21 protein-coding genes are annotated in these 19,908 nt (G+C 75.9%); 12 read left to right on the top strand and 9 right to left on the bottom strand.

Annotated features, from left to right (window positions below):
* Window position 1: 1 nt before the first annotated feature.
* Entirely contained in the window at window positions 2-1,057 is a 1,056-nt protein-coding gene (locus ACFVQZ_RS11190; protein WP_383621175.1) for a DUF4349 domain-containing protein, read from the bottom strand.
* A 136-nt stretch (window positions 1,058-1,193) separates the two neighbouring features.
* Between ACFVQZ_RS11190 and hemG the strand changes: the two genes are divergently transcribed.
* Together hemG and hemQ are read left to right on the top strand one after the other, a co-directional pair.
* Window positions 1,194-2,666 carry a protoporphyrinogen oxidase gene (hemG, locus tag ACFVQZ_RS11185; protein ID WP_383621173.1) on the top strand — a complete coding sequence of 491 codons (1,473 nt, stop codon included), beginning with the start codon at window positions 1,194-1,196 and terminating at the stop codon, window positions 2,664-2,666.
* A gap of 17 nt (window positions 2,667-2,683) precedes the next feature.
* Window positions 2,684-3,397 carry a hydrogen peroxide-dependent heme synthase gene (gene hemQ, locus ACFVQZ_RS11180; RefSeq protein WP_030494613.1) on the top strand — a complete coding sequence of 238 codons (714 nt, stop codon included), beginning with the start codon at window positions 2,684-2,686 and terminating at the stop codon, window positions 3,395-3,397.
* 200 nt (window positions 3,398-3,597) lie between these two features.
* On the opposite strand, the gene ACFVQZ_RS11175 is transcribed toward hemQ, so the two are convergent.
* The 3 genes from ACFVQZ_RS11175 to ACFVQZ_RS11165 all read right to left on the bottom strand — a co-directional run bounded on the left by ACFVQZ_RS11175 (window position 3,598) and on the right by ACFVQZ_RS11165 (window position 6,885).
* Window positions 3,598-4,611, bottom strand: a complete 1,014-nt coding sequence (locus tag ACFVQZ_RS11175) for a TIGR04222 domain-containing membrane protein (RefSeq protein ID WP_036414656.1) — start codon at window positions 4,609-4,611, stop codon at window positions 3,598-3,600.
* A gap of 5 nt (window positions 4,612-4,616) precedes the next feature.
* Window positions 4,617-6,071 carry a DUF692 domain-containing protein gene (locus tag ACFVQZ_RS11170; protein ID WP_383621170.1) on the bottom strand — a complete coding sequence of 485 codons (1,455 nt, stop codon included), beginning with the start codon at window positions 6,069-6,071 and terminating at the stop codon, window positions 4,617-4,619.
* An 82-nt stretch (window positions 6,072-6,153) separates the two neighbouring features.
* Window positions 6,154-6,885: a peptidyl-tRNA hydrolase gene (locus ACFVQZ_RS11165; protein WP_383621168.1), complete on the bottom strand. Its 732-nt coding sequence runs from the start codon at window positions 6,883-6,885 to the stop codon at window positions 6,154-6,156.
* Between the two features lie 83 nt (window positions 6,886-6,968).
* On the opposite strand from ACFVQZ_RS11165, the gene ACFVQZ_RS11160 reads away from it, so the two are divergent.
* The 4 genes from ACFVQZ_RS11160 (at window position 6,969) to ACFVQZ_RS11145 (ending at window position 9,522) form a co-directional block, all read left to right on the top strand.
* Complete coding sequence (locus ACFVQZ_RS11160) at window positions 6,969-7,874, top strand: ATP-binding cassette domain-containing protein (protein WP_383621166.1); 906 nt, start codon at window positions 6,969-6,971, stop codon at window positions 7,872-7,874.
* On the top strand, window positions 7,871-8,515 hold the full coding sequence (locus ACFVQZ_RS11155) for an ABC transporter (RefSeq protein WP_383621164.1): 645 nt from the start codon (window positions 7,871-7,873) through the stop codon (window positions 8,513-8,515). Before ACFVQZ_RS11160 ends, ACFVQZ_RS11155 begins: the two co-directional genes overlap by 4 nt.
* Window positions 8,516-8,555: 40 nt before the next feature.
* Window positions 8,556-8,744: a hypothetical protein gene (locus ACFVQZ_RS11150; RefSeq protein WP_030494608.1), complete on the top strand. Its 189-nt coding sequence runs from the start codon at window positions 8,556-8,558 to the stop codon at window positions 8,742-8,744.
* Window positions 8,745-8,817: 73 nt separating this feature from the next.
* Complete coding sequence (locus ACFVQZ_RS11145) at window positions 8,818-9,522, top strand: bleomycin resistance protein (protein ID WP_383621162.1); 705 nt, start codon at window positions 8,818-8,820, stop codon at window positions 9,520-9,522.
* Between the two features lie 32 nt (window positions 9,523-9,554).
* Here ACFVQZ_RS11145 and ACFVQZ_RS11140 read toward each other — a convergent pair whose 3' ends face one another.
* The 5 genes from ACFVQZ_RS11140 to zapE all read right to left on the bottom strand — a co-directional run bounded on the left by ACFVQZ_RS11140 (window position 9,555) and on the right by zapE (window position 14,677).
* The gene (locus ACFVQZ_RS11140) at window positions 9,555-10,427 is read right to left on the bottom strand and encodes a polysaccharide deacetylase family protein (protein WP_036414652.1); all 873 of its coding nucleotides are present in this window, start codon (window positions 10,425-10,427) and stop codon (window positions 9,555-9,557) included.
* Between the two features lie 174 nt (window positions 10,428-10,601).
* A complete protein-coding gene (locus tag ACFVQZ_RS11135) occupies window positions 10,602-11,540 on the bottom strand; it encodes a PPK2 family polyphosphate kinase (protein WP_383621159.1) in 939 nt (312 codons plus the stop codon).
* Between the two features lie 84 nt (window positions 11,541-11,624).
* Window positions 11,625-12,998: an alkaline phosphatase PhoX gene (locus tag ACFVQZ_RS11130; protein ID WP_383621157.1), complete on the bottom strand. Its 1,374-nt coding sequence runs from the start codon at window positions 12,996-12,998 to the stop codon at window positions 11,625-11,627.
* Between the two features lie 133 nt (window positions 12,999-13,131).
* Window positions 13,132-13,557, bottom strand: coding sequence for an OsmC family protein (locus tag ACFVQZ_RS11125; protein WP_030494603.1), 426 nt, complete (start codon window positions 13,555-13,557; stop codon window positions 13,132-13,134).
* Window positions 13,558-13,591: 34 nt separating this feature from the next.
* Window positions 13,592-14,677 carry a cell division protein ZapE gene (gene zapE / locus ACFVQZ_RS11120; protein ID WP_383621155.1) on the bottom strand — a complete coding sequence of 362 codons (1,086 nt, stop codon included), beginning with the start codon at window positions 14,675-14,677 and terminating at the stop codon, window positions 13,592-13,594.
* 36 nt (window positions 14,678-14,713) lie between these two features.
* Between zapE and ACFVQZ_RS11115 the strand changes: the two genes are divergently transcribed.
* The 6 genes from ACFVQZ_RS11115 to ACFVQZ_RS11090 all read left to right on the top strand — a co-directional run bounded on the left by ACFVQZ_RS11115 (window position 14,714) and on the right by ACFVQZ_RS11090 (window position 19,888).
* A complete protein-coding gene (locus ACFVQZ_RS11115) occupies window positions 14,714-15,499 on the top strand; it encodes a pyrimidine reductase family protein (protein ID WP_383621153.1) in 786 nt (261 codons plus the stop codon).
* A 106-nt stretch (window positions 15,500-15,605) separates the two neighbouring features.
* Window positions 15,606-16,076, top strand: a complete 471-nt coding sequence (locus tag ACFVQZ_RS11110; RefSeq protein WP_383621151.1) for an indole-3-glycerol phosphate synthase — start codon at window positions 15,606-15,608, stop codon at window positions 16,074-16,076.
* Window positions 16,077-16,194: 118 nt separating this feature from the next.
* Window positions 16,195-17,592, top strand: a complete 1,398-nt coding sequence (murC, locus tag ACFVQZ_RS11105; protein WP_383621149.1) for a UDP-N-acetylmuramate--L-alanine ligase — start codon at window positions 16,195-16,197, stop codon at window positions 17,590-17,592.
* Between the two features lie 15 nt (window positions 17,593-17,607).
* The gene (gene msrB / locus ACFVQZ_RS11100; RefSeq protein WP_030494598.1) at window positions 17,608-18,018 is read left to right on the top strand and encodes a peptide-methionine (R)-S-oxide reductase MsrB; all 411 of its coding nucleotides are present in this window, start codon (window positions 17,608-17,610) and stop codon (window positions 18,016-18,018) included.
* 53 nt (window positions 18,019-18,071) lie between these two features.
* The gene (locus ACFVQZ_RS11095) at window positions 18,072-19,553 is read left to right on the top strand and encodes a hypothetical protein (RefSeq protein ID WP_383621147.1); all 1,482 of its coding nucleotides are present in this window, start codon (window positions 18,072-18,074) and stop codon (window positions 19,551-19,553) included.
* Window positions 19,550-19,888 carry a hypothetical protein gene (locus tag ACFVQZ_RS11090; protein ID WP_383621145.1) on the top strand — a complete coding sequence of 113 codons (339 nt, stop codon included), beginning with the start codon at window positions 19,550-19,552 and terminating at the stop codon, window positions 19,886-19,888. Before ACFVQZ_RS11095 ends, ACFVQZ_RS11090 begins: the two co-directional genes overlap by 4 nt.
* Window positions 19,889-19,908: the final 20 nt, after the last annotated feature.

The following is a 19,908-nucleotide window of genomic DNA, read 5'->3' as shown; positions in this document are numbered from 1 at the left end:
GCTACGGCGCCGAACCCGCCCCGTCCGGTCCTTCTCCGGCCGGTTCCGCCGCCGCCTCCGGCCGGGCCGGTACGGCGGCGGGCGCGGGCACCGGCGCAGGCTCCGGGGCGGCGGCGCGGGCCCGGCGGCGCGGGCGGACGCCCCACCGCCACACCGCGTACGCCGCCACCGCGACCACCAGCCACGGCGCGAGCGCGGCGAGCACCACCAGCGTCCACGCGACGACGGCGACCAGCGCGTTCCAGCCGCCCGCCAGGGCGTCGCCGACGGCCGGGCGGTCGTCGCCGGTCCGCTCGTCCTCGACGGTGACCCGCTCCTCCTCGCTGAGGGCGAGGGTGATCGTCGCCAGCGAGGTCCGGTCCTCCAGCGACTTCTGCCGCGCCAGCAGCGCCTCCAGCTCCGCCTGCCGCCGGCTCAGCTCGCCCTCCAGCGTGACCACGTCCGCCAGCCGCTCGGCCCTGTCCATCAGCCCCCGCACCCGGGCCACGCTCGCCCGCTGGGTGGCGATCCGGCTCTCCACGTCCACGACCTGGTCGGTGACGTCCTCCGCCTTCGCCTCGCGGGACAGCAGCCGTCCGGTGCCGGCCAGGTCGGCGAGGACCCGGTCGTAGCGGTCCTGCGGCACCCGCAGCACGAGCGTGGAGTGGGCGTACCGCTCGTCGACGCGCTCGGTGGACTCCGACTCCACCCGGCCGCCCGCCGCCGCCACCACCGCCCGCGCCCGGTCGGCGGCCTCCGCGACCCGCTCGACCTCCACCGACAGCGAGGCCGTGCGGATCAGGTGCTGCGCCGCCGGCCGGGCCGCGGCCGGCTTCCCGTTCGCCTTCCCGTCCGCCGCCGCGCCGCCGGAGCCGCCCGTGGTCCCGTCCGGCCCGCGGTCGACCTCGCCGGCCGCCGCGGCCCCCTTCGCCTCGCCGTCCGCGCCCGACGTCCCGCCGGCGCAGCCCGCCGTCAGCGCCAGCGAGACGGCGAGCAGCAGCGCCGCGGCCGCCCTGGCTCCCGTTCCCGTCGTTCCCGTCGTTCTCGTCGGTCTTCTCGTACGGACGTCTCTGCGCACCGAGCCCCCCAGGGTCGCCGGAATGGATGTCCCTAGGACGTGCGGCGTCCGCCGCGGGTTCGGGATCGCCGGTAGCGATGCGGTCACGTTCCGGCCTCGGAACGGGGCCGGAGGGGCGATTTGAGAGAGTGGTCCCATGAACGCGGACACCACGGGACCCCACGCCGGACCTCACGCCGTCGTCGTCGGCGGCGGCATCACCGGCCTCGCCGCCGCCCGCCGGCTCCTCGCCGCCGGAGCGCGCGTGACCCTCCTCGAGGCCGGCGGACGGCTCGGCGGCAAGCTGCTCGCGGGCGAGATCGCCGGCGCCCCCGTGGACCTCGGCGCCGAGTCGCTGCTGGCCCGCCGCCCCGAGGCCGTCGCCCTCGCCGAGGCCGTGGGCCTCGGCGACCGCCTCCAGGCCCCCGCCACCACCACCGCATCCGTCTGGTCCCGCGGCCGGCTCGTCCCCATGCCCAAGGGCCACGTCATGGGCGTCCCCGGCGACGCCGGGGCCGTCGCGGGGCTGCTCTCCGCGGAGGCCCTGGAGCGGATCGGCCGGGACCTGGAGCTGCCGCCCACCGACCTCGGCGACGACACCGCCATCGGCGCGTACGTCGCCGAGCGCATGGGCCGCGAGGTCGTCGACCGGCTCGTCGAACCCCTCCTCGGCGGCGTCTACGCCGGTGACGCCTACCGCATCTCGATGCGGGCCGCCGTCCCCGCCCTCTTCGAGGCCGCCCGCCGCCACCCCACCCTCACCGCCGCCGTCCGCGCCGTCCAGGCCGCCGGCGCCGCCGTCCCCGCCGACGCCGCGGGCGCCGCCACCGGCCTCGGCGGCTCCGCCTTCGCCGGCCTCGACGGCGGCGTCGGCACCCTCCCCGGCGCCGTCGCCGACGCCGTCCGCGCCGCCGGCGGCACCATCCTCACCGGCACCCCCGCGACCGCGCTGCACCGCGCCGGGACCGGCTGGCGGGTCGTCACCCCGGAGCGGACCCTCGACGCGGACGCCGTCGTCCTCGCCGCCCCCGCGCCCGCCGCCGCCCGGCTCCTCGCCGCGCACGCCCCCGAGGCCGCCGCGCTCCTCGACGCGATCGCGTACGCCTCCATGGCCCTGGTGACGCTCGCCTTCCGCCGCGAAGACCTGCCGGAACTGCCCGGCTCCGGCTTCCTCGTGCCGCCCGTCGACGGGCACACCATCAAGGCGTCCACCTTCTCCAGCCAGAAGTGGCGCTGGGTCGGCGAGGCCGCCCCCGACCTCTTCGTGCTCCGCACCTCCGTCGGCCGGCACGGCGAGGAGACCTGGCTGCACCGCGACGACGAGGACCTGGTCGCCGCCTCCCTGAAGGACCTCGGCGCCGCCACCGGGCTCGCCGCCCGCCCCGTCGCCACCACCGTCACCCGCTGGACCGGCGGCCTGCCGCAGTACCCCGTCGGGCACCTGGACCGCGTCGCCCGCGCCCGCACCGCCCTCGCCGGACTGCCCGGACTCCGCCTCGCCGGGGCCGCGTACGACGGCGTCGGCATCCCCGCCTGCGTCGCCTCGGCGCACCGCGCGGCCGACGCCCTCGCCGACGAGATCATCGCCACGCCGGAAACGGGGCACCCCGGTGCGGGGCACTCCTCGTGACGGGCGAGAATAGGCGTATGAGTGCGCCCGAAAAGATCCCGAACGCCGGTAAGAAGGCGAAGGACCTCAACGAGGTCATCCGCTACACCCTGTGGTCCGTCTTCAAGCTGCGCGACGTCCTGCCCGCCGACCGAGCCGGCTACGCCGACGAGGTCCAGGAGCTCTTCGACAAGCTGGCGGCGGAGGACGTCACCGTTCGCGGCACGTACGACCTCTCCGGTCTGCGCGCCGACGCCGACGTCATGATCTGGTGGCACGCCGAGACGAGCGACGAGCTCCAGACGGCGTACAACCTCTTCCGCCGGACCAAGCTGGGGCGCGCCCTGGAGCCGGTCTGGTCGAACATGGCGCTGCACCGCCCCGCCGAGTTCAACAAGTCGCACATCCCGGCGTTCCTCGCCGACGAGACCCCGCGCGACTACGTCTCGGTCTACCCCTTCGTCCGCTCCTACGACTGGTACCTGCTGCCGGACGAGGACCGCCGCCGGATGCTCGCCGACCACGGCAAGATGGCCCGCGGCTACCCGGACGTCCGCGCCAACACGGTCGCCTCCTTCTCGCTCGGCGACTACGAGTGGCTGCTCGCCTTCGAGGCCGACGAGCTGCACCGCATCGTCGACCTCATGCGCCACCTGCGCGGCTCCGAGGCGCGGATGCATGTCCGCGAGGAGGTCCCCTTCTTCACCGGCCGCCGCAAGAGCGTCGCGGACCTGGTGGCGGGCCTGGCCTGACGGCCACCCCACGACCTGGTGGCGTCCCGGCCCCGCGCCGGGGCGTTCGCCCCTCGACCCGGAAGATCAGACGGCCGCCACGCCATGGCCGGCCGCTCCAGCGACACCGGGTCCGGCACCGGGTGCGGCGCGCGCGAGCGCGCCGCACCGGCGTCCCTTCTCTCCGCCTGAGAGCCCCTGAGACTTCTCACGGCGCCGGCTCAGCCTCCGCCGCCTCCTCCGCCCCCGCCGCAGGACGAACCCCCGCCGCCCCCGCACGAGGACGACGAGGACGAACCGCAGGACGACGAGGACGAGCCGCACGACGACGAGGACGAGCCGCAGGACGACGACGAGGACGTCCAGGGCGAGTCGCCCGGCCCGGAGTCCGCGCCCCAGCCGTCGCCGCCCGTCGCCGCGCCCGCGCACCACACCACCACCGCCGTGGCGGCGGTCGTGTCGGAGGAGTACCGCGATCCCGTACGGCCCCGGCTCCCGCGGACCGGGCGGTCGGGCCGGGCAGCGGCCCGCAGCCGCTCCCACAGCTCCCGGTCGTGCAGCGCAGGGATGCCGCCGAGGGCGACGTTGTTCGGCCCCCCGTACCCGTACGCGCCCCGGAAGGCGGCGAGCGCGGCGAGCCCCGCCGCGCTGGCCTGGCGGGTGTAGCCGGTGCCGCAGATCAGCGCCGTGACGAAGCAGACGAAGAAGAGCGGCAGGATCTTCGCGACGAACGGCACGCCGGGCCCGTCCATGGCGAACTCGGCGATGGTGACCGCGATCCCGAGCGGGAACAGCAGGACGGCTCCCACGGCCAGGCCGACGCACCAGCGCCGCAGGGCGCGCCGCGGACCCGGCAGGTTCACCAGGCCCCGGTCGGCGAGCGCGTCGCCGATCCGCTGCACCGTCGGATGCGTCATCACCCCGAGGCGCAGCGTCCGCAGGGACCCGCTCGGGGCGGACGCGTGCACGTCGAGCACCGCCTGCTCCACCGGGTCGTGGGCGATCCGGTGGACGACCGCGACGACCCCCGGGCCGCCGATGTGGATCCGGCCGTCCAGGTGCATCGTGGAGAGCACCGTGTCGGCGACGCGGCCCGGGCCGCCGGAGAGGAACGCGGCCTCGTAGACGTCCCGCAGCGGTCCGCCGCGACCGCGCCGCACACGGCGGGCCAGCACGAACAGCCGGACGAGCACGGCGGCGCCGGCCAGGTGGAGCGCCAGGAGCAGCAGGTCCATGCCGGTCACCGCCCCCCGAACACGCGCCGGGCCGCCCGCGCGACGAACCCCGGGCCCGGCGGCCGGTCCTCGGCCCGCTCCCGCCACCAGCGGGTCAGCTCCCGCCGCTCGGGCCGCTCCCCGTCCAGCAGCAGCCCCTCGACGAAGTCGAGCGCGTCCCGCCGGTAGCTGCCCGGCATGGGCCGTCTGCGCGCGTACGCCAGGAACGCGGGGCGGAAACCGTCGCCGAGGATCTCCGGCAGCTCCGGCGCGATCCGCGCCACGACGGACGCCCGCTTGGCGGCGAGCGCCCGGCTCTGCACCCCGATCCGCCGTACGTCGAACCCCTCCGGCACCGGCGTCCCCGCGACCAGTGCGGACAGCAGCGCCGCCTGCCCGACCCCGACCCGCTGCCGCACCCGCTCGCCGCCGTCCCCGGGCGCGGCGGCGGCCTCGGCGGATCCCGCCCCGGGCCGGGCCAGGACGGCCGTCGGCGCCGGCGCACCGGACGGCGTCCGGCCCGTCGGCATCGCGCCGCCCGAGACGCGGGCGCCCGCGCCGATGTGCAGCGGGGTGCCCGTGGCGAGGCGGCGGCCCGCGCGGAGGGCGGCGGCGCCGGCGCCGTGCCGTGCCGCGGGCACGGCGGGGCGCGCGGTGCGGCGGGCCGCCGTCAGCGTGCCGCGGATCGCGGCGAGTTCGGCGGCGAGTTCCGGGGCCGCCGGGAAGTGGTCGTCCCGCTCCAGCAGGACGCCCGGCGGGGCGATCCGGCCGGCGAGGTCGGCGAGGATGTCCAGGACCGGCTCCGGGACCGGGTGGGCGTGGGTGTCGTGCCAGACGCCGTCCCGTTCGACGCCGCCGGCCACGTGCACGTACGCGATGGCCTCCACCGGCAGTTCGGCGAGGGCCTTCGCCGGGTCCTCGCCCCGGTTGCGGTGGTTGGTGTGCAGGTTGGCGACGTCGACGAGGAGCCGCACCCCCGTGCGCTCCACCAGCTCCGCCAGGAACCGCCCCTCGGACAGCTCGTCCTCCGGCCACGAGAACAGCGCGGCGATGTTCTCCAGCGCCAGCGGCACCGGCAGCGACTCCTGCGCGATGCGCACGTTCTCGCAGAGCACGTCCAGGGCGTCCCGGGTGCGCGGGACCGGCAGCAGGTGCCCCGCCTCCAGCGCCGGGGTCGCCGTCAGCGGCCCGCCGGCCCGGACGAAGGCGATGTGCTCGGTGACGAGCGGCGCCCCCAGCGCCTCCGCCTTCTCCGCGAGCGCGGCCAGCCGCCCCGGGTCGGGGCGGTCCGCCCCGCCGAGCCCCAGCGACACCCCGTGCGGGACGACCGTGACGCCGCGCGCCCGCAGCCGGGTCAGCGCGTCGGGCAGATGGCCGGCGCACACGTTCTCCGCGACGACCTCCACCCAGTCGACGGGCAGTTCCCCGACCGCGTCCGCGATCTCGGGACGCCAGCCGATGCCGATGCCGAGTTCCGTCATGTCCCCCTCCTTCGGTCCTCAGTCACCCACGTGATGACCCCGGCGGCACCGGTCGAACCCCGGAGGGAGGAGGTTCAGAGCTTCATTTGAGGTTCCCGGCCACCGGCGCCCCGGGCGCCTCCAGGACACCGGGGAACGCCGACACGACCGTCGCACTGCCCGGCGCGATCTCCGTGAAGCCGGCGTCCCGGACGACCGGGAGGCCGCTCGTGGTCAGCGCCGGCCAGTCGGCCTCGGCGGCGGTGCGGACGGCGAGCGGGAAGCCGGCCTCCCGCCAGGCCGCGCGGGCGGCGCCGTCCAGTGCCCACCACAGCAGCTGGGCGCCGTGCCCGGCCTGCGCCATCGCCTTGCCGGCCGACATGGCGAGCCCCGGGTTGCACCACAGCACGGCGGCGCCGTCCGGGACGGGGCCGGGCGCGGCCGGGTCGTCGAGGTCGGTGCCGGAGACCTGGAGCTTGGCCAGCTCCTTGGGCCAGCCGTCCAGCGGGATCGGCGGGAAGACCCGTACCTCCGCCTCCTCGCCGGTCTCGGTGAGCCCCGGCAGCTCCCCGGCGCGCCGCCACTCCGCGCCGCGCGCCCGCCGGACGACCTTGCGGATGCGGGCGTCCTCCCAGTCGGCGACCGCCCGCGCCCACTCCCCGTCGCCGGTCGCCCGCTCGTCGGTCAGGAGCCGGAGCACGGCGCGCGCCGCGGTCTCCAGGGCGTCGGTGCGGGACGGCGGCGCGGCCTTCTCGATGCGCACCACCAGGGGGAGGACGAACTGCGGCTTCTCGTCGCGGGGATCGGTGCGCGGGTCGGTGTCGTTGCTGCTCACCCGGCAAGTCTGCCACCGCCCCGCGGGCCGTCGCCGCCGTCCGATCTTGTGGCCGGGGCGGCGGCCGGGCGAGGATCGGCGGCATGACGACGACGGTGGCGGAGCGGCGGCCCGTACGGCTCGCGGGGGTCGGGCGCCGGTACGGCGCGCGCGGCCCGTGGGTGCTGCGCGGCGTCGACGTGGAACTGGCCCCCGGCCGGCTCGTGCGGGCCACCGGCGCGAACGGCACCGGCAAGTCGACGCTGCTGCGCCTGGTCGCCGGGGTCGACGCCCCCGCCGAGGGCCGGATCACCGGCCGCCCGGCCCGCACCGCGTACGTCCCCGAGCGCTTCCCGCCCGCCCTGCCCTTCACCGCCCTCGGCTACCTCGTCCACCTGGGCCGCCTCCAGGGCCTCGGCGGCGCGGAGGCCCGGGCCCGGGCGGGGGAGTGGCTGGAGCGGTTCGGGGCGGGCGCGTACGCCGGGACGGCCCTCGCGGGTCTGTCGAAGGGCAGCGCGCAGAAGGTGGCGGTCGCGCAGGCGCTGCTCGCCGGGCCCGCGCTGCTCGTCCTCGACGAGGCGTGGACGGGCCTGGACGCGGAGGCGCGCGCGGAGCTGGACCGGGCGGTGCGCGAGCGGGTCGCGGCCGGCGCCGCGGTCCTCTTCGTCGACCACGACCCGCGCCGGCTGGCGGGCGAGGCGGACACGACCCTGCGCGTCGAGGACGGGCGGGTGCGGGCGGAGCCGGGGGCTCCAGCACCCGCCGGGGTCGGGGCGGGGGAGCAGGCGGTGTTACGGCCGGCGGCGCGGGGCGTGGTGCGTGTCGTCGCCTCCGGGGGGCTGCCGCTGCCCGACCCGCTGCCCGGCGGGGCCACCCGGGCCGCGACGGCCGGCGGCACGCTGTTCCGCGTGGACGCCGCCGCCTCCGACGACCTGCTGCGCGTGCTGCTGGCCGCCTCCTGGCACGTGCGCCGCGTCGAGCCCGGCGGCGCGGAAGGGGAGCGGGCGTGACGGCGCTGCTGCGGTACCACTCCGCCCTTCTCCTCCGCTCCCAGCGGTGGCTGGCCCCGCTGCTCGCGTACGCGGCCCTGGTCGCCGTCGGCGTCCGGCCCGGCGACCCCGTCCTCGGGTCGCTCGGCATCGCGGCGGCCGGCCTGCTGCCGGTCGCGGCCTGGACGGTGCGGATCTGTCTGACGCAGGAGCCGGCCGCCGCCCGGGCGGTGGCCGCCGCGGCCGGGGGCCGGTCCCGCGCGCACCTCGCCGCGCTGGTCACCGGCGCCGGCTGGCCGGCGCTCGCCGGGGCGGTCGCGGCGGGCGCGGTGACCGCCACCGGCGGCCTCGCCGGGACGAGCGGCCCGGCCGCCCTGCTCGCCGGGCTCCTGGCCACCACGGCCTGCGCGCTGACCGGCGGGGCGGTCGGAGCGCTCGCCTCCCGGCCGTTCGTGCGGCCCCCGGGCTGGTCGGTGGCCGTGCTGCTCCTCGGCTCGCTGCTCGCCCTGGTGACCACCGGCTCGCCGGCGAAGCACGCGGCCACCGCCCTGGTCGCCGCCGAGGGCGCGGCCCGCCCGCCGTGGGCCGCCTGCGCCGCCGCCGTGCTCCTCGCCGCCGGGGCGGCGGCGGTCTCCTGCCGGGCGACCGCGCGCCTGGAATGACGCCGCCGCGGCGCCCCGGGCGCGGAGTAGCCTCGGTGGCATGACCACGGAATCCGGTGCCTTCTGCACCCCCGAGCCCGCGCCGCGCCCTCCGAAGGCGGCCGAGGGGCCGTACGCGCGGTGCGTGCTGTGCCTGGAGCCGACGGAGTACGCGGAGTCGGTCAAGGGCGTCGTGCTGTGCCCGGTCTGCGAGTGGCGGGAGGCCGAGCGCACCGCCTGCTCCGGCTGACCCCCGTCGCCCCGCACGGGCCCTTCTCCGCAAAGCACTGGCGCACTAGTCAAATTTGAGTAGTCTGGGGCGCATGGCCGAGCGAACCGTTCCGATCCTGCCCTGCCGCACCCTCCAGCCCGTCCTGGACTTCTACACCGCCCTCGGATTCGAGACCACCTACCTGCAGAAGAGCCCCAACCCCTACGCCGCCGTCGCCCGCGGCGCCCTCGAACTCCAGTTCTTCGGGGTGCGGCACCACGACCCCGCCACCTCGATGAGCACCTGCTACGTCGTCACCGACGACGTCGACGCGCTGTACGCCGCCTTCCGCGCCGGGCTCAAGGAGGCGTACGGGCGGATCCCCGTCCGGGGGCTGCCGCGCCTCGGGGCGCTCCGGGACATGGCGTACGGGATGCGGCAGTTCCTGCTCACCGACCCGGCCGGCAACTGTCTCCGCGTCGGGCAGCGGATCGCGGACGACGTCCACCACGACCCCGCGCCGGTCGGCACCTTCGCCCGCGCCCTCCACCACGCGACCCTGCTCGCCGACTCCAAGGAGGACCTGGCCGCCGCCGCGCGGGTCATCGACCGGGCGCTCCGCCCGCGGAGCGAACGCCCCGCCCCCGTCGAGCTGCTGCGCCTCCTGGTGCTGAGCGCGGACGTGGCCCGGCGGCGCGGCGACGAGGAGACGGCCGCGGCGGCGCTGGCGCGGGCCGGCGCCGTGCCGCTCTCCGCCGACGAGCGGAGGACCGCCCGCGACGACCTCGCGCGGCTGGCGGCGCTCCGCGCGGGCTGAACGGCCCGGCGGGCTCGGGCGGGGCCGGCCGCTCAGCCCGCGCGCATCAGCTCGGAGACCTTGACGAAGCGGTAGCCCCTGGCGCGGAGTTCGGGGACGATCCGCCGGATCGCCCGCTCGGTGGCGGGGGCGGCGCTGCGGGTGCAGTGGAGGACCACCAGCGAGCCGGGGCGGACGCCGGAGAGCACCTGCTCCGCCACCGCGTCCGGGTCCTTCGCGAAGGCGTCCCCGCCGACCACGTCCCACTGCACGGCCGTGACCCGGGCCGGGGCGAGGGCGTGCAGGGCGGTGTCGTCGTAGCAGCCGCCGGGGAAGCGGAAGTACGGCACGACGTTGACGGCGCCGGCGTCCCGGAAGGCGTCGAAGGCGCGCTGCACGTCCGCCGCCATGTCCGGCTCGGCGACGGCCGGCAGGCCGTAGCAGGGCTCGGCGAAGGCGTAGTGGCTGTAGGAGTGGTTGGCGATCTCGAAGCGCGGGTCGGTGCCGATGGACCGGGCCTGGTCGGGGTACTCCTCCGCCCAGCGGCCGGTCATGAAGACCGTCGCGTCCACCTTCAGCCGCCGCAGGGTCGCGATGAGCCCGGGGTTGTCGAAGCGCTCGCCGCGCGCCGCCCGGGGGCCCTGGTCGGCGGTCATGTCGGCGTCGAAGGTGAGCGCGACGACCTTCTCGCCGCCGCCGGTCCGCCGCTCGTAGACGGGCGTGCGGCCCTGGGGCCCGGCCGCCATCGTCGGCACGGCGGCCCGTGCGGCCGGCGCCGGCTTCGCGGGCCGGGCGCCGGGGGCGGCGGTCGGCGGCGCCGTCGTCGCGGGGGAGGCGGTCGCCGTGCGCGCGGACGGCGGGGAGGGGGTCCCGGCGCCCGCGCCGCAGCCGGCGAGGGCGGCGCCCAGCAGACCGAGAGCCGCCACTTTACGTACAGAAAAGGTCACGAACGGAAGTTATCCGATCACATGTGAAGCTCAGGGGGCGGACCCCGGTGCGCGCCGCGCCACGTCACCCGTCAGGCCGTCAGCCGCCCCCGGCCGGTCGCCCCCCAGGTCGCCCCCGCCGGTCGCCCCCGCCGGTCGTCGGCGACCGGTCGCTCAGGTCGCGAGCAGCCGCCGACGGCACTCCGCCACGTCGAAGCCGCCCGGCGGGTACTGCGGGTCCATCGCCTCCAGGTGCTCCAGCAGCAGCGTGCTCACCGCCCAGTTCCGGTACCACTTGCGGTCCGCCGGGACCACGTACCAGGGCGTCTCCGGCGCCGAGCAGCGCTCCATGGCCAGCTGGTACGCCTCCTGGTACGCGGGCCAGCGCATCCGCTCCTCGATGTCGGACGGGTCGAACTTCCAGTGCTTCTCCGGGTTGTCCAGGCGCTCCAGGAGCCGGCTGCGCTGCTCCTCGTACGACAGGTGCAGGAAGACCTTCACGACCGTCACCCCGTCGTCGGCGAGCGCGCGCTCGAACCGGGCGATCTCCTCGTACCGCCGCTCCACCTCCTCGCGCGGGACCAGTTCGCGGACCCGGGCGATCAGCACGTCCTCGTAGTGCGAGCGGTCGAAGATGCCGATCTCGCCCGGCAGCGGCAGCGACCGGGTGACCCGCCACAGGAAGGGGTGGGCGCGCTCCTCCGGCGTCGGCGCCTTGAAGGCGCGGATCCGGCAGCCGGACGGGTTGAAGTGCCCGATGACGTGCTTGACCGTGCCGCCCTTGCCGCTGGTGTCCATGCCCTGGAGGACCAGCAGCAGCCGCCGCCGGTCGCCGGCCGTGCTCGCCGCGTACAGCCGCTCCTGGAGGTCGGCGAGCCGGGGGCCGAGGGCGGCGGTGGCGGCGATCCCGGCGGCCTTGCGGTCGGGGCCGCCGTCCGGGGTGCGGGGGGTGGCCCGGGGGTCGTACGCGGACAGGTCGACGGGCTCGCCCGGCGGGAGCCGCAGCGCCGCGCCGAGCGACCCGTCCGGCCCGCCGCGGTCCTCCGGCGCCCGGCCCCCGGACGCGCCGTCCCCCGGCGCCTCGTCCTTCGTCCCGCCGTGCTTCTTCGCCACCGTGCGCCCCTTCCGCCGCCGTGCCGCTCGCCTTCCCCCGATCCTGCGCCGGATGCGCCCGGGCCGCGAGCGCGCCGGCGTCCGTCAGCGCCAGGGGCCGGTGACGGCGAAGGTGGTGCCGGGCGTGTAGCAGTTCACGTACATCGTCCCGCCGTCGGGGGAGAAGGTGACGCCGGCGAACTCGCCCCACTCGGGGGCGCCCGGCTCGCCGATGTCGCGGCGGTTGCGGGCGACCGCGTACACCTCGCCCTGCCGGCTCACCCCGAAGACGTGCTGGGCGCCGTCGCCGTCCTCGCAGACCATCAGGCCGCCGGTGGGGGCGAGGCAGATGTTGTCGGGGGACTCGCCGGGCAGCCGGACGTCGGTGTCGGGGCCGAAGACGACGGCGAGGGTGAGCCGCCGCAGGTGCGGGTCGTACTTCCACACCTGCCCGAAGTGGGTGGCGCCGGAGCCGTCGGAGGTCCGGGCGAAGGAGGAGACGAAGTACACGCACCGGCCGCCCCAGTAGCAGCCCTCCAGCTTCTGCGCGTGGGTGATGCCGCCCGGCCCGAAGTCCTGGAACCGGATGGGCGTCGACGTCGCCTGCGGGTCCGGCACCGGCACCCACTCGACGCCGCGGAAGACGGTCCCGGCCTCCTGCACGACCGACAGGTCGGGCACGCCGGGCACCCGCAGGGCCTCCAGGGTGCCGCCCGCGCGCAGCGCGCCGGTGCCGCCGAGGGGGCGCTCCGGGAGGAAGCGGTAGAAGAGGCCGAAGGGGCGCTCGAAGGCGTCCTCCGTCTCGTAGACGATCCCGGTGTACGGGTCGACGGCGACGGCCTCGTGCGCGAAGCGGCCGAGGGCGGTGAGCGGGACGGCCCCGGTGCGGTGCGGGTCGGCCGGGTCGACCTCGAAGACGAAGCCGTGGTCCTTCTCGTACCCCTTGCTGCCCGCCGTGTCCTCGGTCTCCTCGCAGGTCAGCCAGGTGCCCCAGGGGGTCGGGCCGCCCGCGCAGTTGACGGCGGTGCCGGCGATGCCGACGCGCTCGCCGGCCGCGCCCGGGAGCGGGTCGCCGTGCGGGTCGAGGCCGAGGACGGTGCAGCCGCCCCTGGCGCCGCGGTCGTAGACCAGGCCGGGGGTGTGCGGGACGGCGAGGGGCGCGTCGGGGCGGTTCTCGTGGTTGCGGACGAGGCGGACGCCGCCGCGCGGGCCGGCGAACGCGCTCATGCCGTCGCAGCGGCCGGGGACCCGGCCCTCGCCGGAGCGGAGCGGGTCGCCCTCGCGGGAGAGGACCCGGTACGAGAAGCCGGCGGGGAGGTCGAGCAGGCCGGCCGGGTCGGGGAGCAGCGGGCCGTAGCCGCCGCGCGGCGCGGCCTCGGCGGGGGAGCCGGCGAAGAGGTCGGCGAGCGCGCCGGTGAAGGCGATCCCGGCGACGGACGCACCGGTGCGGGCCAGGATCTGACGTCGTGTCACTGCCATGGGGGGCCTTCCCGCCGGAGGAGGTGTGGACCCGCTTGATGTACCACGCGGGGGTCCGCGTGATGCCATGGCGCGGGTCCACGGCGCCTCGGATGGCGCAATTCCGACCCCTGCGGCGGCAGGTGAGGGAGGGTCAGGCCAGCTCGGCCGTCAGGGTGATCGTGGTGCCGGTGAGCGCCTGGCTGACCGGGCAGTTCTTCTTGGCGTCCTCGGCGAGCGACCGGAACTGGTCCGCGTCCAGGCCGGGGACCTCGCCGCGCACGGTGAGGTGGATGCCGGTGATGCCCTCGCCCGGCTGGAACGTGACGTCGGCCTTGGTCTCCAGGCGGGTGGGCGGGTTGCCCGCCTTGGCCAGGCCGTTGGAGAAGGCCATGGAGAAGCAGGAGGAGTGCGCGGCGGCGATGAGCTCCTCGGGGCTGGTCTTGCCGTTCGGCTCCTCGGCGCGGGCCGGCCAGGAGACGTCGTACGAGCCGAGCCCGGAGGAGTCGAGCGTGACGACGCCGGAGCCCTTGAGGAGGTCGCCCTGCCAGACGGTGTGGGCGTGACGGACGGTGGCCATGGTGGCTCCCTTTCGATCGGGTATGGCCCCCAACCTACTGCGCCACGAGCCCCTTTGCGTCCCGTGCCAGGGCCGTGAGCCGGGAGATGGCCCGGAAGTACTTCTTGCGGTAGCCGCCGTTCAGCATCTCGTCGCTGAACAGGCGGTCGAACGGGAGTCCGGAGGCGAGGACCGGTATCTCGCGGTCGTAGAGGCGGTCGGCGAGGACGACGAGCCGCAGCGCGGTCGACTGGTCCGGGATCGGGCCGACGTCGGTGAGGCAGACCGCCGTCAGGTCGTCGGTGAGGGCGCCGTACCGGCTCGGGTGGACCTTGGCCAGGTGGCCGAGCAGGTGCGGGAAGTCGTCCAGGGAGGCGCCCGGGACGCGGTACGCGGTCTCCGTGACGACCTGGTCGGAGTGGGGCGCGGGGGCCTCGGGCAGGCCCCGGTGGCGGTAGTCCTCGCCGTCGATCCGCAGCGGCCGGAAGTGCGCGGAGAGCCCCTGGATCTCGCGGAGGAAGTCGGCGGCGGCGAAGCGGCCCTCGCCGAGCTTGCCCGGCAGCGTGTTCGAGGTGGCGGCGAGCGCCACGCCGGCCTCGACGAGCTTGCCGAGCAGGCTGGAGACGAGGACGGTGTCGCCCGGGTCGTCCAGTTCGAACTCGTCGATGCACAGGAGGCGGTGCCCGCTCAGCGTCTGCACGGTCTTCTGGAAGCCGAGCGCGCCGACCAGGTTCGTCAGCTCCACGAAGGTGCCGAACGCCTTGAGCGCGGGCTCGGCGGGCGTGGCGTGCCAGAGCGAGGCGAGCAGGTGGGTCTTGCCGACGCCGTAGCCGCCGTCGAGGTAGACGCCGCGCGGGGCGGCGGGGGCGGCGGGCCTGCGGGCGAACCAGCGGCGCCGGCCGGCGCCGGTCGCGTGCGCGCCGCCGAGGGACTCGGCGAAGCCGGAGAGGACCTTGACGGCCTCGGACTGGCTGGGCTGGTTCGGGTCCGGGAGGTACGTGTCGAAGCGCACCGCGTCGAAGCGCGGCGGCGGGACCATCTCCGCGACCAGCCGGTCGGCGGGGACGTGGGGCTCGCGCGCGCACAGCGAGAGCGGGGTCGCCGCTGCGGGGGCGGCTTCGTTCAGGGCACGGGTCGACACAGTTCCCCACTGTAAGGGCCGTGTCAGACTGCGGGCATGCGACAGCTCTTCCCTGTGACGGACATGACAGCCTCGAAGACCCAGGTCAGCGACGCGGACGCCGGCCGGGAGTGGTCCCTCGACGAGCTGGCCGACGCCTACGCGTATCCGGAGGGGGAGGAGCGCTGGCTGCGGGCCAACATGGTCTCCTCGCTCGACGGGGCCGGCCAGCACGAGGGCCGCTCGCAGCCGCTCTCCTCCGAGGCCGACATGCGGATCTTCGGCACCCTCCGGGGCCTCGCCGACGTCGTGGTGGTGGGGGCGGAGACGGTCCGTCTGGAGGGGTACCGGCCGGCCCGGGCACGGGAGGTGTTCGCCGGGCGGCGGGCCGCGGCCGGACAGGGCCCCGCGCCCGCGATCGCGGTCGTCACCGCTTCGCTCGACCTGGACTTCGCGCTCCCCCTGTTCACCTCCCCGCTGGTCCCGACGCTGGTCCTCACCGGCGCGGGCGCCCCGGCCGACCGGATCGAGGCCGCGCGGGCCGCCGGGGCCGAGGTGCTGCTCGCCGGCGACGGGGCGGCGGTGGACCCGGCGCGGGCGGTGGCGCTGCTCGCGGAGCGGGGGCTGCGGCGGCAGCTGACCGAGGGCGGGCCCCGGCTGCTCGGCCAGTTCACCGCCGCCGGGGTGCTCGACGAGCTGTGTCTGACGGTCTCTCCGGCGATGACGGCGGGGGACGCCCAGCGCATCGCCCACGGGCCCTCGCTCACGCGTCCGACACGCTTTGGGCTGGCTTCTCTGCTGGAGCAGGACGGCTTCCTCTTCAGCCGCTACCGTCGGATCTGACAATCGGCGGAACTTCTCGTTCCGCTTAGCGTCGGCTGGGCACAATCACAGTCGCAGTCCCCGTGTGATCACGGGGAAGGATGGTTTCCGCAGAAGGGCTCCTGAGGTGTTCACAAGCGTTCTGATGATCGAGAAGCCCCTGACGTCCGTGGACGTGGAATTCGTCACCACCCTGCACGGCGACGAGACCGTGTCCTTCATCGTGCTGATGCAGCCGCGCGGTGACCAGGCCGATCTCCTGCTGCGCGCCATCGACGACGTCGCCATGGGCGACCTCAAGGAGGCGGCCAGGGAGGGCGACGAACCGGAGGGGAAGGAGGCCCGCGAGCCCGCCGAGCTGGCCCTGGAGCACTCGCTCCGGGCCCTGAGAGCGGCGGGCTGCGAAGCGGTCGGACAGGTGGTCGAGGACCACCCCCTCGACAAGATGAAGGCCGTCGTCGAGGAGGCGGAGGCGGACGAGGTGATCGTCCTGACCGCCCCGCACTACGTGGAGGAGTTCTTCCACCGCGACTGGGCCTCCCGCGCCCGACACAAGGTCGGCGTGCCCGTCCTGAAGCTGTTCGCGCACAGCGAGTAGCCGGCGGGCGGCCGGGCCCGGGCGGGCAAGGGGGACGCGCGCCGCGTTCCCGGCCCGCCCGGTCCCAGCCACTAGGCTGGGACCGTCACGTCGTACGCACACCCGGGGAGAGAACCGCATGGCACCCGCCATCCCTGCCGCCATGGAACGGCCGCACTTCATCGGCATCGGCGGTGCCGGAATGTCGGGCATCGCGAAGATCCTCGCCCAGCGCGGCGCCAAAGTCGCCGGCAGCGACGCCAAGGACTCCCCGACCGCCGAGGCCCTGCGCGCCCACGGCGTCACCGTGCACCTCGGCCACGCCGCCGAGCACCTCGCCGACGACGCCTCCGCCGTCGTCGTCTCCAGCGCCATCCGCGCCGACAACCCCGAGCTGGTCCGCGCCGCCGAACTGGGCATCCCCGTCGTGCACCGCTCCGACGCGCTCGCCTCCCTCATGGACGGCCTGACCGCGATCGCCGTCGCCGGCACCCACGGCAAGACCACCACCACCTCGATGCTGGCCGTCGCCCTCACCGAGCTCGGCGCCGACCCCTCGTACGCGATCGGCGGCGACCTCGCGGGCCCCGGCACCAACGCCCGGCACGGCGCCGGCGAGGTCTTCGTCGCCGAGGCCGACGAGAGCGACCGCAGCTTCCAGAAGTACGACCCGCAGGTCGCGATCGTCCTCAACGTCGAGCTCGACCACCACGCGAACTACGCCTCCATGGACGAGATCCACGAGTCCTTCGAGAAGTTCGCCGCGAAGCTCCGCCCCGGCGGCACCCTCGTCGTCGGCGAGCACGCCGGCGCCCGCGAGCTGGCCCGCCGCGTCGCCGCCGCCGGACGCGAGGACCTGGAGATCGTCACCGTCGGCGAGGACGCGGACGCCGACGCCCGCATCCTGAAGATCGTCCCGAACGGGATGAAGAGCGAGGTCACCGTCGCCCTCGACGGCACCGCGCACACCTTCACCGTCTCCGTCCCCGGCCGCCACTACGCGCACAACGCCGCCGCCGCCCTCGCCGCCGGCGCCCGCGCGGGCCTCGACCCGGCCGCCCTCGCCCAGGCCCTCACCGCCTACACCGGCGTCGGCCGCCGCCTCCAGCTCAAGGGCGAGGCCGCCGGCGTCCAGGTCATCGACTCGTACGCGCACCACCCGACCGAGATGACCGCCGACCTGGAGGCCATGCGCGGCGCCGCCGCCGGCTCCCGCCTCCTCGTCGTCTTCCAGCCGCACCTCTTCTCCCGCACCCAGGAGCTCGGCAAGGAGATGGGCGACGCCCTCGCCCTCGCCGACGCCTCCGTGGTCCTCGACATCTACCCGGCCCGCGAGGACCCGATCCCGGGCGTCACCAGCGAGCTCATCCTGGACGCGGCCCGCGCGGCCGGCGCCGACGTCACCCCGGTCCACGACAAGACCGCCGTCCCCGGGGTGATCGCGGGAATGGCCCGCCCCGGCGACTTCGTTCTGACCATGGGCGCGGGCGACGTCACGGACCTCGGTCCGCTGATCCTGGCCCGCCTGGCGAACTGAGGGAGTGGACGCACGATGGCGTACGAGGTCGAGAAGACCGACGAGGAGTGGCAGGCGCAGCTGACCCCGTCGGAGTACCAGGTGCTCCGGCTGGCCGGCACCGAGCCCGCCTTCCGCGGCGAGTACACGGACACGAAGACCGAGGGCGTGTACTCCTGCCGCGCCTGCGGGGCCGAACTGTTCACGTCGCACGAGAAGTTCGAGTCGCACTGCGGCTGGCCGTCCTTCTACGACCCGAAGGACAGCGACGCCGTCGAACTGCTCGCGGACACCTCCCACGGCATGGTCCGCACGGAGGTCCGCTGCGCCCGCTGCGGCTCCCACCTGGGCCACGTCTTCGAGGGCGAGGGCTACCCGACCCCCACCGACCAGCGGTACTGCATCAACTCGATCTCGCTCCGCCTGAAGCCCGCGGAAGGGGCCTGACACGGCCCCGGCGGTCCCCCTAGGGTGTCCGGTGACGGATCAGGGGGACCCGCATGGCCGCACGCCGATCAGCTCCGCTGCCCACGTACCGCAAGGACGCGGTGACGCGGAAGCTGTGCGCGCACGTCCACCTCGACGACGCGTTCGCGTACCGCATGGACGCGGAGCTCACCGGCGACCGGATGACCGCCATCGGGCTGCCGCTGGGGATCAACCTGGTGGCGCTCGCCCGGCACGCGCGGGTCGCCGTCCGGCGCGCCGAGGCCCGTGACCGGGTCCTGTCGCTGCTCTACACCGCCTTCTGGGCCGGGGTCGTACTGGGCCTGGCCGGGCTCGCCGCCGGACCGCTCGCCGGCTGGACCGGCGCCGCCGTCGCCGTGGGCGCGCTGGCGGGCGGCTGGTGGGTCACCCACCGCGACCTCGACGCCTCCTGGCGGGCCGCCCAGCGCGCCCACCAGGAGGACACCCGCCCCGAGCGGCAGGTCCCGGCCGTGGAGACCGAGGCCGAGGACCGGCTGCGGGCCCTCGCCAAGGCGAACGTCCTCCCGTACGCCGCGAGCGCCGCCCACCGGGACCCGTTCGTCGGCCACGGCGCGAAGCTCAAGGACGTCGTCTGGCACCCCATCGACGTGTCCCAGCCCGCCGACGACCCCGCGAACCCGGGACGGAAACTCACCGTCGTCCCCTTCGACGCCGTCGACCTGCACACCTTCGTCGCCCGCGAGATGGAGAACATCTCCGGCCTGGAGGGCCTGCGCGCCCGGAACCGGCTGTACGTCTCCGGCGACCACCTCGCCTACCTCGGCGACGAACTCCTCGAACAGCCGCTCGGCCGGCCGCGCGCCCAGATCGCCCCCGACCGGGTCCGCACCGGTCTGATCCGGCCCGGCGCCGGCATGCGCACCTACCTGAGCCTGGAGCGGATCAGCGACGGCGGCCGGGTCGTGGTCTCCGTCCACATGCGGGCCCGGCTCCACCACCCCAGCCTCTCCTGGGAGGTCATGGTCTTCGTCATCCCGCCGCCGGCCGCCCGCTACTACACCGTCACCACCCTCCCCGCCCACGGCTCCGACCGGACCCGGACGCTGCTGCGCGGCACCCACGGCATCTGGTGGCGCTGCCTCTCCGGCTCCTGGTCCCGCAACGGCGCCCGCCGCACCGGCCGCCGCCACCGCGAGAAGGCCCTGGAGCGCGCCCGCAAGGACATCGCCCGGAAGAACCTGCTGTACGACCACGGCGCCACCGACAGCATCCGCGAACGGATCGCGGACGACGCGCAGATGCTCTTCAGCGACGCGGCCGACGCCCAGGACTACCTCCAGCGCCTCCAGGGCGGCATCCTCGTCGCCACCGAACGGTTCCTGAAGGCCCATCACATCGACAGTGCGTCCTTCGACTCCACGAAGCAGATCATCAACACGACGTCGACGTACAACTTCAACGGGATCGTGCAGGGGAACGCCTTCGGCTCCCAGAACGTCGTCCAGAACACCGGGGGCCAGTGGGCCCAGGGAAAGGGGACTCCCGCTCCATGAGCAACACCTTCAACTTCAACGGACCGGTCAGCGGCAACGCCTTCGGCAACGACAACCGGGTCACCAACCACCACTACCACCAGCCCGCCGAGCAGGTCACCGCCCGCGAGCTCGCCGAGCAGCTGGTCGCCCTGCTGCGCGAACAGGCCGCCGGCGCCGAGGTGCTGGCCCGGGCGGAGACGGTACGCGACGAACTCGCCGAGGCCGAGAGCCACGGGCGCGCCGTCGACCGGGGCCGGGTGCGGACCGCGCTCGCCGCCGTCGAGCCGTACGTGACGGTCGGCGGCGGCGGCATGGCGCTCGTCCAGGGGATCATGGCACTGCTCGGCGGCTGAGCACCGGCCCGGCCCCCGGG

Origin of the sequence: Streptomyces sp. NPDC057854 (assembly GCF_042797055.1) — a bacterium.
Taxonomy (GTDB): domain Bacteria; phylum Actinomycetota; class Actinomycetes; order Streptomycetales; family Streptomycetaceae; genus Streptomyces.
This window is presented reverse-complemented; position numbering and strand designations above follow the sequence as displayed.

Bases quoted from the DNA above. Each gene is read 5' to 3' on its own strand.
- hemG (WP_383621173.1), top strand. From the start codon at position 1,194: ATGAACGCGGACACCACGGGACCCCACGCCGGACCTCACGCCGTCGTC.
- hemQ (WP_030494613.1), top strand. From the start codon at position 2,684: ATGAGTGCGCCCGAAAAGATCCCGAACGCCGGTAAGAAGGCGAAGGAC.
- ACFVQZ_RS11175 (WP_036414656.1), bottom strand. From the start codon at position 4,611: ATGGACCTGCTGCTCCTGGCGCTCCACCTGGCCGGCGCCGCCGTGCTC.
- ACFVQZ_RS11170 (WP_383621170.1), bottom strand. From the start codon at position 6,071: ATGACGGAACTCGGCATCGGCATCGGCTGGCGTCCCGAGATCGCGGAC.
- ACFVQZ_RS11160 (WP_383621166.1), top strand. From the start codon at position 6,969: ATGACGACGACGGTGGCGGAGCGGCGGCCCGTACGGCTCGCGGGGGTC.
- ACFVQZ_RS11150 (WP_030494608.1), top strand. From the start codon at position 8,556: ATGACCACGGAATCCGGTGCCTTCTGCACCCCCGAGCCCGCGCCGCGC.
- ACFVQZ_RS11145 (WP_383621162.1), top strand. From the start codon at position 8,818: ATGGCCGAGCGAACCGTTCCGATCCTGCCCTGCCGCACCCTCCAGCCC.
- ACFVQZ_RS11130 (WP_383621157.1), bottom strand. From the start codon at position 12,998: ATGGCAGTGACACGACGTCAGATCCTGGCCCGCACCGGTGCGTCCGTC.
- ACFVQZ_RS11125 (WP_030494603.1), bottom strand. From the start codon at position 13,557: ATGGCCACCGTCCGTCACGCCCACACCGTCTGGCAGGGCGACCTCCTC.
- ACFVQZ_RS11115 (WP_383621153.1), top strand. From the start codon at position 14,714: ATGCGACAGCTCTTCCCTGTGACGGACATGACAGCCTCGAAGACCCAG.
- murC (WP_383621149.1), top strand. From the start codon at position 16,195: ATGGCACCCGCCATCCCTGCCGCCATGGAACGGCCGCACTTCATCGGC.
- msrB (WP_030494598.1), top strand. From the start codon at position 17,608: ATGGCGTACGAGGTCGAGAAGACCGACGAGGAGTGGCAGGCGCAGCTG.
- ACFVQZ_RS11095 (WP_383621147.1), top strand. From the start codon at position 18,072: ATGGCCGCACGCCGATCAGCTCCGCTGCCCACGTACCGCAAGGACGCG.
- ACFVQZ_RS11090 (WP_383621145.1), top strand. From the start codon at position 19,550: ATGAGCAACACCTTCAACTTCAACGGACCGGTCAGCGGCAACGCCTTC.